Consider the following 11,966-nt stretch of genomic DNA (forward strand, 5'->3'; position numbering starts at 1 on the left):
GCCCGGTCAGCCAACCAGCCCTTCCGGCCAGACCGTTGGGAGTCGTACGAACGTGACCGCGACGTTAAGAATCCTGGCCCGCCGCATCCTCCTGCTCGTCCCGCTGCTGCTCGGCATCGTCCTGTTCGTCTTCCTCGTGATGCGGTTCTCGGACATCGATCCGGCCTCGGCGTTCTTCCAGGGCGCCAACCCCACCCAGGAGCAGCTGCACCAGTTCCGCGAGGAGAACGGGCTGCTCGATCCGCTGCCGGTGCGCTATGTCGCGTTCGTGGGCGATCTGCTCCAGGGCGACATGGGCATCAGCGTGCTCACCCGCTCACCGGTGGTGGAGCAGGTCACCACCGCCCTGCCGCTCACCGTCCAGCTGACCTTCCTGGGCCTGGGGATCGCCGTCGTCATCTCGCTGCTGCTCGGCGTGACCGCCGCGATCTACCGCGACCGGCTGCCGGACCAGCTGATCCGCGTCGTGTCGCTGACCGGTGTGGCGGCGCCCGGCTTCTGGCTCGCGCTGCTGATGATCCAGTACCTGGCGGTGGACCTGGGCTGGTTCCCGACCGGCGGATACGTCAACCCCGCCGATTCCTTCAGCGGTTGGCTGAAATCAATGACCCTGCCCGCCTTCGCGCTCTCGCTCCCCGTGGCCGCCGGGCTCACCCGCATCATCCGTACGGCCGTCGTCGAGGAACTCGACAAGGACTACGTACGGACGGCGATCGGCAGCGGTCTGCCGCCGGTGGTGGTCGTCGGCCGCAACGTCCTGCGCAACGCGCTGATCAATCCGCTGACCGTGCTCGGCCTGCGCGTCGGCTATCTGCTCGGCGGCGCGGTCGTCATCGAGACGATCTTCTCGCTGCCCGGCATGGGGAAGCTGATGATCGACGCGGTGAAGAACGGCGACCCGGCCGTCGTGCAGGGCGTCGTCATCACGACCGCCGTCGGCTTCGTCGTCGTGAACCTGGTCCTCGACATCCTCCATCTGCTCGTCAATCCGCGCCTGAGGGGGACCGTCTGATGATCACGTCACGCAGGGCCATGGCCGAGCGGCTCTCCCGGCCCGGCATCCGGATCCGCTCCCTGCGCAGGCTGCCGGTCCTCTCCCGGGTCGCGGTGGGCGTGATCGGCGTCGTCGTCCTCGTCGCGCTCTTCGCGCCGCTGATCGCCCCGCACGACCCGCTCGACCAGCAGCCGCAGGCCGACGGCACCGGGCACCCCTCGGGCGAGCACTGGATGGGGCAGGACAGCCTGGGCCGGGACATCCTCAGCCGGCTGATGTACGGGGCGCGCTGGTCGCTGGCGATCGGGCTCGGCGCGACGCTGCTCGCGCTGATCGTCGGCGCGGTGCTCGGGGCGATCGCGGCGACCTCGCGCAAGGCGGTCGACGAGACGCTGATGCGGTGCCTGGACGTCGTGATGGCGTTCCCGGGGATCGCGCTGGCGGCGGTCCTGGTGGCCGTGTTCGGCGGCGGCATCCTCGTCCTGATCTGCGCCATCGCGTTCCTGTTCACGCCGCCGATCGCACGGGTCGTACGGGCGAACGTCCTCGATCAGTACGGCGAGGACTATGTCGTCGCCGAACGCATCGTCGGCGCCCGCACCCCGCACATCCTGATCAAGCACGTCGCGATCAACTGCGCGGCGCCCATCCTGGTGTTCTGCACGGTGCAGGTCGCCGAGGCGATCGTCTTCGAGGCGTCGCTGTCCTTCATCGGCGCGGGCGTACGGCCGCCGGACCCGTCCTGGGGCAGCGTCATCGCCGACGGCAAGAACATGGTGCTGCTCGGCGGCTGGTGGGCGACGGTCTTCCCGGGCCTGCTGATGCTGATCACGGTCCTCGCCCTGAACGTCCTCTCCGAGGGTGTCTCCGACGCCTGGGCGGCGCCCGCGACCCGCGAGGTGCCGGGCGGGGCCCGCAAGGAGGACCGCCTGGAGGCCCCCGAGCCGGGCAGCGGAAGGGTCCTGGAGCTGCCGGGCCTGACCGAGGCGGCCCAGCGGCTGCGCTCCCGCGCCCGCCCGCTGCCGGAAGGGACACCGGTCCTCACCGTCTCGGACCTGACGATCGGCTTCGACGCCCGGCACGGCGGGGTCGACATCGTCGACGGCATCAGCTTCCACGTGCGGCCGGGTGAAGTCCTCGGCCTGGTCGGCGAGTCAGGCTGCGGGAAGTCGCTGACCGCGCTCGCGGTGATGGGTCTGGAGCCGAAGGGCGCCCGTATCGGCGGCCATGTCACCTTCGACGGCGAGCAGTTGATCGGCATGCCGATGCGCTCGCGCAGGCGGCTGCTCGGCCACGACATGGCGATGATCTACCAGGACGCCCTGTCGTCCCTGAACCCGGCGATGACGGTCCGGGCGCAGCTCAAGCAAGTCGTACGCAGGGGTGGCCGCCGCACGGCGGTGGAACTCCTCGAACTGGTGGGCCTGGACCCGGAGCGCACCCTGCGCAGCTACCCGCACGAGCTGTCGGGCGGCCAGCGCCAGCGCGTACTGATCGCGATGGCGCTCTCCCGCGACCCGAAGCTGATCGTGGCGGACGAGCCGACGACGGCGCTCGACGTGACGGTACAGGCCCAGGTGATCCAGCTCCTGCTGCGGCTGCGCGAGGAGCTGGGGTTCGCCCTGATCCTCGTCTCGCACGACCTGGCGCTGGTCGCCGACGTCACCGACCGGGTGGTCGTGATGTACGGCGGACAGATCGTCGAGACGGGCGTGACGGCGGACCTGGTCGAATCCCCGTCCCACCACTACACGCGCGGGCTGCTCGGCTCGGTGCTCTCCCTGGAGTCGGCGGCCGAGCGCCTCACCCAGATCAAGGGCGTCGTGCCGTCGCCCGCCGATTTCCCCGCCGGGTGCCGGTTCGCCGACCGGTGCCCGCTCGCGAGCGAGGTGTGCCGCACGACGGCGCCCGAACTCGTGGGCGGGGCACGGCATTCCATCGCCTGTCACCATCCGGCGGTGCAGCCGCCGCGACTGCCGGAGCCCAGGGGAAGCGAGGCGCTGAAGTGATGGCTGATTCCACGACCCGATCCGCTGACGGCTTGATCCGTCTCTCGGATGCGCACGTCGTGCACCGGGCGCGCTCGGGCGGGCTGCTGTCGCGCGATCGGGTGTACGCCCTGACCGGCGCCGACCTGACCATCGCCCCCGGCGAGACCGTGGGCGTGGTGGGCGAGTCGGGGTGCGGCAAGTCGACCCTGGCGAAGGTGCTTGTGGGCGTGCAGCGGCCGACCGCCGGGACGGTGTCGTTCCGGGGCCGTGACCTGTGGACGATGAAGCCGGCGGAGCGGCGTGCGGCGATCGGCCGGAACACCGGGATGATCTTCCAGGACCCGTCGACGGCGCTGAACCGCAGGCTGACGGTGCGGCAGATCCTGCGGGACCCGCTGGACGTACACAGGCAGGGCACTTCATCCCAACGCGAGGAACGCGTGCGGGAGTTGATGTCCCTGGTCGGCCTTCCCCGTGTGCTGGCCGACGGGCTGCCGGGTCAGCTCTCGGGCGGGCAGCGCCAACGGGTCGCGATCGCGCGGGCGTTGGCGCTCGAACCGGAACTGGTGGTGGCGGACGAGCCGACCAGCGCGCTGGACGTGTCGGTCCGCGCCCAGATCCTGAACCTCCTCCTGGACCTGAAGGAACGCCTGGGCCTGGCCCTGGTGTTCGTCTCGCACGACATCCAGACGGTGCGCCGGATGAGCGACCGGGTGATCACCATGTATCTGGGCCGGATCGTGGAGGAGTCCCCGGCCGAGGAGATCCTGGACCGCGCCCGGCACCCGTACACGCGGGCGCTCTTCTCCGCGACCCCCGGCCTGCTCGACCCCATCGACCCGATCCCGCTCGTCGGCCCGGTCCCTTCGGCCACCCGGCCGCCGAGCGGCTGCCCCTTCCGTACGCGATGCTGGAAGGCGGACGAGGTGTGCGCGTCCGCCATGCCGGAGTTCGCCTCGACGGAGGGCTCCGGGCACCGCTTCCGCTGTCACCACCCTGTACGGGACGGCCAGTCCACACATGAGCTGGTCGTCCGGTCCGCCGCCACGGACACGACCTCGAGTTCGAGCCCCAGGGAGATTCCATGACCATGTCCACCCCCCTGACCGGTGTCATCCCGCCCGTCTGCACCCCGCTGACACCGGACCGCGAGGTGGACACGGCTTCCCTGGTACGGCTGGTGGACCATCTGGTCGGCGGGGGCGTCGACGGTCTCTTCGTGCTCGGCTCGACGTCGGAGGTGGCATATCTGACGAACCACCAGCGCCGCAAGGTGGTCGACACGGTGACGGGCCACGTCGGCGGCCAACTCCCCGTCCTGGCCGGGGTGATCGACACGGCGACGCCGCGCGTCCTTGACCACGTCCGCGCGGTGAGCGATGCCGGGGCGGACGCGGTGGTGGTGACGGCCCCCTTCTACACCCGCACCCACCCGGCGGAGATCGCCCGCCACTTCCGGCTGATCGCGGCGCGGGCGACGGTCCCTGTCTTCGCGTACGACCTCCCTGTCGCCGTCCACTCCAAACTCTCCGCGGAGCTGGTGCTCGAGCTGGCGGCGGAGGGCGTGCTGGCCGGGGTGAAGGACTCCAGCGGGGACGAGGGGGGCTTCAGGGAGGTGATCCTGGGGGCGCGGGCCCGCACCGACGTGACGGACTTCAGCGTGCTGACGGGGTCGGAGACGACGGTGGACGCGGCGCTGGCGATGGGGGCGGACGGCGTGGTGCCGGGCCTCGGCAACGTGGACCCCGAGGGCTATGTCCGCCTCTACCGCTACTGCCGCTCCGCCGACTGGACCCGCGCCCGCGCCGAACAGGAGCGCCTGTGCGGCCTCTTCGGCATGGTGGGCGTCGGCGACCCCGCTCGTATGGGCGGCTCCTCCTCGGCCCTGGGCGCCTTCAAGGCGGCGCTGCACCTACGGGGCGTGATCGCGTGCGCGGCTACGGCGGAGCCGCAGATCCCGCTGTCCTCCGGGGAGGTCGAACGGGTGGGGAAGCATTTGGCGGGGGCGGGGCTGCTGTAGCCGGCGGCCACGGTCGGGGGTCTGGGACTTGTCCCTCGCCCCCTCCGGGGGGGGGCCGGAACCTACCCCTCGCCCCCGCCCGGCCGCACCAACCCCGACTCGTACGCCGCTATCACCAGTTGCGCCCGGTCCCGTGCCCCCAGTTTTCCCATGATGCGGCTGACGTGAGTCTTTGCCGTCAGGGGGCTCAGGCCCAACGCCTCGGCCACCTCTGTGTTGTTGAGGCCGCGGCCCACCAACGCCAGGACCTGGCGCTCACGGTCGGAGAGACCCTCGGGGCCCTCGGCCCCGGTCGACACCGCCCCGTCCGGCATCCGCAGCACCCGCGCGATCAACCGCGCCGTCGGCCCCGGCGACAGCAGCGACTCCCCCGCCGCCACCGTCCGTATCGCGTCCAACAGCTCCGCCGGCTTCGTGTCCTTGACGAGGAAGCCCGACGCCCCCGCCCGCAACGCGTCGACGACGTGCTCATCGGTGTCGTACGTCGTCAGCATCAGCACCTTCACCCCCGCCAGATCCTCGTCCCGCGCCAGCAGCCGCGTCGCCTCGATGCCGTCGAGATCCGGCATGCGGATGTCCATCACGATGAGATCGGCCCGTTCGGAACGGGCGAGGTCCACCGCCGCACGCCCCGTCCCCGCCTGCCCCACCACCTCCATGTCCGGCGCCGACTCGACGAGCATCGCGAACGCCGCGCGTACCAGCGTCTGGTCGTCGGCAAGGAGCACACGGATCGCGCGGATCGTCATCGAAGGCCTCCCACAGGCACCAGCGGCAGTACGGCGGACACCATGAAACCGCCCTCGTCCCGCGGCCCCGCCTCCAGGGTGCCGCCGACGCTGCGGGCCCGCTCCCGCATGCCGACGAGGCCGAAACCGGGGGTGTGGTCCGGGTCGTGGACGCCGCGCCCGTCGTCCGTGACCGTCACCTTGAGGGCGGCGTCCTCCGTGCGTATCCCCACCCGGATGGTGAGTCCGGGCCCGCCGTGCCGGACGGCGTTGGTGAGGGCCTCCTGGACGATGCGGTACGCGGCGGCGCCGACGGCCGGCGGCGCGTCGGCCGCCTCCCGCACGGCGAGGTCGACCTCAGCGCCGGAGGTCCGCGCCGCCTCCGCGAGGTCCGGCAGCCCGTCCAGACCCGGCAGCGGGCCCCGCTGCTCCTCGACGCTTGACCTCAACACCTCCAGTGTGGCCCGGAGTTCACCCCGCGCCGAGCGGCAGGTGTCGGCGATGTCGTCGAGCGCCCCGGCAACCGCCGCCCGGTCGAGGCGGTCCGGATCGGCGGCGAGCACGTGCGCCGCGACGGAGGTCTGCACGCCGACCAGCGTGATGCTGTGGGCGAGCAGATCGTGCAGGTCACGGGCGACCCGCAGCCGCTCCTCGGCGACGCGCCGCCGCGCCTCCTCCTCCCGCGTACGCTCGGCGCGCTCGGCACGTTCCAGTACGGAGGTGACGTACTGACGGTGGATCCGCACGTACACCCCGAGGAGCAGCACCGCGACGAGCCAGCCGGAGATCCTGACCACCTCGGCCAACTGGTGCGGCGAGAAGCCCGCGTTGACGCCCAGTGTCATCCCGACGACGCAGACGCCGGTGAGCAGGGCGCGACGCGGGCGGCCGGTCACCGCGACGGTGTAGAGGGTGATCATGCCGACCGGGACGGCGGCCAGATGCGTGTAGTCGAAGGCGTGGTACGGAAAGATGCAGGCCACCACGGCCACCAGCACCAGCAGCGGCCGGCTCCGCCGCCAGGCGAGCGGCACATGCGCGCCGAGCAGCAGCGCCCACCCCACCGCATCCGGCCGGTGCCCGTCCTCGACGAGGACCGCGAGCGCCACGGCGAGCACCGCGAGCGCCCCCGCGAACAACGCGTCGTCGCGCAGCGCACGCCGGGTGCCCGGTACGGCCCCCGCGAAGGCCAGGACACGTCGCGCCGACAAGCTCTCCCGAACCTGCGGTAGGTCCCCCATGCCTTCATCTTCCTGTACGAGGGCGCCCCTCCGGGAGGGAGGGGCGCCCCAAGGACGGTCCACGGTCAGTGGTCCGGGGTCATCGGACGGAGACTTCCCGCGGCTCGGCCTGCGGCAGCGGACTCGCGGCCGGCGCGGGACGTGACAGCTTCCCCGGCCACCAGACCTTCCGCCCGAGGGCGACACTCGCGCTCGTCACCAGGTACGTCCGCACCAGGAACGTGTCCAGCAGGACCCCCACCGCGATCACGAAGCCCAGCTCCACCAACTGCACCAGCGGCATGCTCGTCAGGACGGCGAACGTCGCCGCGAGGACAAGTCCCGCGGAGGCGATCACCCCACCCGTCGTCCGCAGGGCGGTCAGCGCCGCCGCGCCCGGCTCCGCCCCCGCCAGGGACTCCTCCCGCATCCGGTGCATCAGGAAGATGCCGTAGTCGACGCCCAGGGCCACCAGGAAGACGAACGACAGCAGCCCGAGCCCCGGATCCGTGCCCTCAAGGCCAAGGAGCGGTTCGAAGACCAGGCCCGCGATGCCCAGCGAGGCCCCCCACACCGCCACCACGGCCGCCAGCAGCAGCAACGGCGCGACAAGACTCCGCAGCAGCGCCACCAGGATCAGCAGCACCGCCCCGAGGACCAGCGGCACGATGATGGTCCGGTCACGGGAGTTGGTGTCCTTCAGGTCCAGCTGCTGGGCGCTCGGCCCGCCGACGTACGCGTCGGGAAGCGAGTCCCGCAGGGACTCGATCGTCGCGGTCTCCCCCGCCGACTGCGGCGCGGACGAGGCGATCACGGAGATCTCCGTCCAGCCCTTCGCGGTGCGTCCCGTCGAGGCGCTCGCCACACCTCGCGTGTCCCGGACGTCGGCCAGCGCGTCCCCCGCCCCTTCGGACGGCGTCATCACGACGATGGGCTGGCTGCCCTGCTCGGGGTACGCCTTCGCCAGCGTCTCCATCGCGGTGACCGAGTCGGGCGTCTTGGTGAAGGAGTCCTCCTGCTTCAGCGCCCCCGGCAGGTTCAGCGCCCCGAGCGCCAGCGCACCGAGCAGCACGGCACCGCCCGCGAGGACCGTCAGCGGCCTGCGCCCGGCCGAGCTGCCCATCATGGAGAAGAGACTCCGCCGCTGCTTGGGCGCACTGCCGAACGCGGGTATCAGCGGCCAGAACACCCGCCGGCCGAGCAGGACCAGGATCGCGGGGAGCAGCGTCAGCATCGAGGCGAGGGCGCAGAGCACGCCCACCGTCCCCAACGGGCCCATGCCCCGGCTGCTGTTGAGGTCCGCCGCGAGCAGGCACAGCAGCCCTGCCGCGACCGTCCCCGACGAGGCGAGCACCGCGGGCCCGCAGCCGCGCAGGGCGGCGATCATCGCGTCGTAGGGGCGCTCGATGCGCCGCAGTTCCTCCCGGTAGCGGGAGACGAGCAGCAGTGCGTAGTCCGTGCCCGCGCCGAACACGAGGATCGTCATCACGCCCGAGCTCTGGCCGCTGACGGAGGTGTCGAAGCCTTGGTTGAGTCCGTACGCGACGGCCATCGCGAGGTAGTCCGCGATGCCCGCGACGGCGAGCGGAACCAGCCACAGGAACGGGCTGCGGTAGATCAGGATGAGGAGCAGGGCCACCACGCCCGCCGTGGTGTAGAGCAGCGGGCCGCCCAGGGAGTTGTAGACCTTCCCGGCGTCCGTGTTGAGTGCCCCGTCGCCGCCCACGTCGACGCTCAACCCGCCCACGCCGTGCGCCTTTTCACGTACGTCGTCGACGAGCGCGTCCCTGGCGTCCTCGTCCTGGCCGGGCTCGGTGCTGGCCACCGGGTACATCAGCGTGGTGCCGTCCTTCGACGGTACGGCGCGCGGCTCCGCGGTCAGCTCGTGGGCCCGGTCGACGTCCGCGACCTGGGCCGCCGCCGTCTTGCGGTCGGCGGCGGTGAGGCCGCCGTCGCGGTGGTAGACGAGCACCAGCTCGGTGGCCTGGCCGCCGGGCAACTGGGCTTCCAGTTCGGCGACTTGGGTCGAGTCGGCGCTCGCGGGGAGGTAGTCGGTGACGCGGTCCTGCTGGACGTCCGCGAGCTTCGACGCGAAGGGCCCGGCGATGGCGAGAACGGCGATCCACAGCCCCAGGAACACCCAGGGCACGGCTCGTCGCCGTCGTGCGGTGGTCTGTTCGGCCCGCATGACGGGCCTCCTTCCGGCAGGTTGGCAGGTTCAGTGCCAACCCTTCCGGAGCGCGTCGGCCGATCCGTCGGGCCGGAGGGCGAGTTGGGGCGTACCGCGCCGGGAGGCACGGCGGCGGGATTACTCCCGGCGGAGTACTCCGGGCGATGACTACGACAGCGTGGTCCGCGCCGCCACCAGGAGTCGCGTCACCTCGTCCGCGCCGATCGTCAGCGCCCCGCCCGCGGTCGAGAGGACCTCGCGCTCGGCCGGTGTGTACGGCCCGTCCGCGAGGGCGATCCGCGCGCCCTGGAGCAGCAGCGACTCGCGTCCGGCGGGGGCGAGGTGCGGGGCCAGCGGGCCGAGCGCCTCGTGCAGTTCGATGGCGAGTCCGGGCCCGCAGTCCGGCACCGTCGCGCGCCCTGTGTCGGCGGCGAGCGCCTCGACGAGCGCGACGAGCTGTTCCTCGCAGGCGTCGTCGTATCCGGCGCCGCGCAGGACGGAGACGGCCGCGTCGAGCGTCGTACGCGAGGAGGTACCGCCGGCCGAGAGCACGGCGAGGACGACGGTGTGCACGGCGTCGCGCACCATCGCGGAGAGCCGGGTCGTCGTGGGATGGCCGAGAACGTCCGTACCGAAGTGGTCCTGGCAGGCGGCGCATTCGACGATGGGGCCCGTGGTGCCGCGGGGCAGTACGGGGACGCCGAGGAAGACGAAGCGGCGCCGGCCCGTGCGTCGCTGGAAGTTGCGGTCACCGCCGCAGCCGGGGCAGAAGAACTCGCCGTCCCCGACGGTGGTCCAGGCCGTGTGCACGCCGATCACGCGCCTGCGCAGCACCCGCGCGCGCGACACGGGCGTGGCGAAGATGCGGGATTCCCGGCCGTTTCGTCCCCGATCTGGCAGCACCACGCACCTCCGTAACGCCCCGGCAACATTGCCGCGTTGGGCGTGATGTTAGCCACATTGTTGATGTGGCGTCAGCACCCTGTGCGAGAGATGGCCGGTAGACGCCGCCGGACGGGCTCACATTTTGAGCCCGTCCGGCGAGGGGAGCGTCCCGAAGGGGCGCGGGGAACTGCGCGACCAGCCACGGCGAAGCCGCAGCCGAAGAGCAGGGGTGCGGCTAACGCGCCGCGCGATTCACGGCGGAGACCGCAGCCTTCAGCGACGCACGCGTCGTGTTCGCGTCGATGCCGATGCCCCACAGGACCTTGTCCCCGATGGCGACCTCGATGTACGAGGCGGCGACGGCGGACGCCCCCTCGCTCATCGTGTGCTCCTGGTAGTCCAGCAGGCGTACGTCGATGCCGATGCCCTGCAGCGCCTGGAAGAAGGCCGAGATCGGGCCGTTGCCGGTGCCGGTCAGGACGGTGTCGGCGCCGTCGACCGTCGCCTCGACGGTGAGGGTGTCCGTGCCGTCCTTGTCGGTGGTCGTCTGGCCGTTCTTGACCTGGATGCGGCCCCACGGGTTCTGCGGGTTGGGCAGGTACTCGTCCTGGAAGATGCTCCAGATCGCGGCGGGCGTGACCTCGCCGCCCTCGGCGTCGGTCTTCGTCTGGATGATCTTGGAGAACTCGACCTGCATGCGGCGCGGCAGGTCCAGCTTGTGGTCGTTCTGCAGGACGTAGGCGATACCGCCCTTGCCGGACTGCGAGTTGACCCGGATCACGGCCTCGTAGGAGCGGCCGACGTCCTTGGGGTCGATGGGCAGGTAGGGCACGGCCCACTCGATGTCGTCGACGGTCTTGCCCTGCTCCTCGGCACGGACCGCCATCGCCTCGAAGCCCTTCTTGATGGCGTCCTGGTGGGAGCCGGAGAAGGCGGTGTAGACGAGGTCGCCCGCGTAGGGGTGGCGCGGGTGGACCTCCATCTGGTTGCAGTACTCGGCGGTGCGGCGGATCTCGTCGATGTCGGAGAAGTCGATCTGCGGGTCGACGCCCTGCGAGAACAGGTTCATGCCCAGGGTGACCAGGTCGACGTTGCCGGTGCGCTCGCCCTGGCCGAACAGGCAGCCCTCGATGCGGTCGGCTCCGGCCATGATGGCCAGCTCGGCGGCGGCGACGGCGGTGCCGCGGTCGTTGTGCGGGTGCACGGACAGGCAGACGTACTCACGGCGCGACAGGTTGCGGGACATCCACTCGAAGCGGTCCGCGTGCGTGGAGGGCGTCGAACGCTCCACCGTGGCGGGCAGGTTGAGGATGATCTCGCGGTCCGGGCCCGGCTGCCATACGTCGCAGACGGCCTCGCAGACCTCCAGGGCGAAGTCCAGCTCGGTGTCCGTGAAGATCTCGGGGCTGTACTGGTAGCCGAAGACCGTCTCGGGGCCCAGCAGCTTCTCCGCGTACTCCATGACCAGCCGGGTGCCGTCGACGGCGATCTGCTTGACCGCGTCCTTCGAGCCACGGAAGACGACCTCGCGCCAGACCGGCGCGGTCGCGTTGTACAGGTGGACGGTGGCGCGCTTGGCGCCGACCAGGGACTCGACGGTGCGGGCGATCAGCTCTTCGCGGGCCTGCGTCAGGACGGAGATCGTCACGTCGTCCGGGATCGCGCCCTCTTCGATGATCGAGCGCACGAAGTCGAAGTCCGTCTGCCCGGACGAGGGGAAGCCGACCTCGATCTCCTTGTAGCCCATACGGACCAGCAGGTCGAACATCTCGCGCTTGCGCGCCGGGGACATCGGGTCGATCAGTGCCTGGTTGCCGTCGCGCAGGTCAGTGGAGAGCCAGCGAGGGGCGACGGTGATCCGGTTCTGCGGCCAGCTGCGGTCGGGGATGTCGACCTGCTCGTACTGGCCGTACTTGTGGACCGGCATGGATGTGGGGCGCTGGAAGTTCGGCATGATG

At 71.4% G+C, this 11,966-nt stretch carries 9 protein-coding genes; 4 read left to right on the forward strand and 5 right to left on the reverse strand.

Annotated features, from left to right (window positions below; all coding sequences use genetic code 11):
- Positions 1 to 52 precede the first annotated feature (52 nt).
- Genes ACIBKX_RS04370 through ACIBKX_RS04385 form a run of 4 tightly spaced genes read left to right on the forward strand, consistent with a single transcriptional unit; the run spans position 53 to position 5,005 of the window.
- Positions 53 to 1,012 (forward strand): ABC transporter permease, encoded by a 960-nt coding sequence (locus ACIBKX_RS04370; protein ID WP_363273425.1) that lies wholly within the window; start codon positions 53 to 55, stop codon positions 1,010 to 1,012.
- Positions 1,012 to 3,003, forward strand: coding sequence for a dipeptide/oligopeptide/nickel ABC transporter permease/ATP-binding protein (locus ACIBKX_RS04375; RefSeq protein ID WP_363273424.1), 1,992 nt, complete (start codon positions 1,012 to 1,014; stop codon positions 3,001 to 3,003). The genes ACIBKX_RS04370 and ACIBKX_RS04375 overlap by 1 nt, the downstream gene beginning before the upstream one ends.
- Positions 3,003 to 4,073, forward strand: a complete 1,071-nt coding sequence (locus ACIBKX_RS04380; protein ID WP_363273423.1) for an ABC transporter ATP-binding protein — start codon at positions 3,003 to 3,005, stop codon at positions 4,071 to 4,073. The genes ACIBKX_RS04375 and ACIBKX_RS04380 overlap by 1 nt, the downstream gene beginning before the upstream one ends.
- A complete protein-coding gene (locus tag ACIBKX_RS04385) occupies positions 4,070 to 5,005 on the forward strand; it encodes a dihydrodipicolinate synthase family protein (RefSeq protein ID WP_363273422.1) in 936 nt (311 codons plus the stop codon). Before ACIBKX_RS04380 ends, ACIBKX_RS04385 begins: the two co-directional genes overlap by 4 nt.
- Positions 5,006 to 5,067: 62 nt before the next feature.
- Here the strand turns inward: ACIBKX_RS04385 and ACIBKX_RS04390 are convergent, their stop codons facing one another.
- The 5 genes from ACIBKX_RS04390 to leuA form a co-directional block, all read right to left on the reverse strand.
- Entirely contained in the window at positions 5,068 to 5,754 is a 687-nt protein-coding gene (locus tag ACIBKX_RS04390) for a response regulator transcription factor (RefSeq protein WP_363273421.1), read from the reverse strand.
- Positions 5,751 to 6,974, reverse strand: coding sequence for a sensor histidine kinase (locus tag ACIBKX_RS04395; RefSeq protein WP_399375632.1), 1,224 nt, complete (start codon positions 6,972 to 6,974; stop codon positions 5,751 to 5,753). The genes ACIBKX_RS04390 and ACIBKX_RS04395 overlap by 4 nt, the downstream gene beginning before the upstream one ends.
- 79 nt (positions 6,975 to 7,053) lie before the next feature.
- Positions 7,054 to 9,141, reverse strand: a complete 2,088-nt coding sequence (locus tag ACIBKX_RS04400) for an MMPL family transporter (RefSeq protein ID WP_363273418.1) — start codon at positions 9,139 to 9,141, stop codon at positions 7,054 to 7,056.
- 150 nt (positions 9,142 to 9,291) lie between these two features.
- Positions 9,292 to 10,026 (reverse strand): TerB family tellurite resistance protein, encoded by a 735-nt coding sequence (locus tag ACIBKX_RS04405; RefSeq protein WP_399375669.1) that lies wholly within the window; start codon positions 10,024 to 10,026, stop codon positions 9,292 to 9,294.
- A 217-nt stretch (positions 10,027 to 10,243) separates the two neighbouring features.
- Positions 10,244 to 11,962: a 2-isopropylmalate synthase gene (gene leuA, locus ACIBKX_RS04410; RefSeq protein ID WP_363273417.1), complete on the reverse strand. Its 1,719-nt coding sequence runs from the start codon at positions 11,960 to 11,962 to the stop codon at positions 10,244 to 10,246.
- Positions 11,963 to 11,966: the final 4 nt, after the last annotated feature.

The organism is Streptomyces sp. NPDC050658, assembly GCF_044457025.1.
In the GTDB taxonomy this organism is placed as follows: domain Bacteria; phylum Actinomycetota; class Actinomycetes; order Streptomycetales; family Streptomycetaceae; genus Streptomyces.

What these genes read in the sequence shown, in the direction of transcription:
- ACIBKX_RS04390 (WP_363273421.1), bottom strand. Translation starts at nt 5,754, where the DNA reads ATGACGATCCGCGCGATCCGTGTGCTCCTTGCCGACGACCAGACGCTG.
- ACIBKX_RS04400 (WP_363273418.1), bottom strand. Translation starts at nt 9,141, where the DNA reads ATGCGGGCCGAACAGACCACCGCACGACGGCGACGAGCCGTGCCCTGG.
- ACIBKX_RS04380 (WP_363273423.1), top strand. Translation starts at nt 3,003, where the DNA reads ATGGCTGATTCCACGACCCGATCCGCTGACGGCTTGATCCGTCTCTCG.
- ACIBKX_RS04385 (WP_363273422.1), top strand. Translation starts at nt 4,070, where the DNA reads ATGACCATGTCCACCCCCCTGACCGGTGTCATCCCGCCCGTCTGCACC.
- leuA (WP_363273417.1), bottom strand. Translation starts at nt 11,962, where the DNA reads ATGCCGAACTTCCAGCGCCCCACATCCATGCCGGTCCACAAGTACGGC.
- ACIBKX_RS04395 (WP_399375632.1), bottom strand. Translation starts at nt 6,974, where the DNA reads ATGGGGGACCTACCGCAGGTTCGGGAGAGCTTGTCGGCGCGACGTGTC.
- ACIBKX_RS04375 (WP_363273424.1), top strand. Translation starts at nt 1,012, where the DNA reads ATGATCACGTCACGCAGGGCCATGGCCGAGCGGCTCTCCCGGCCCGGC.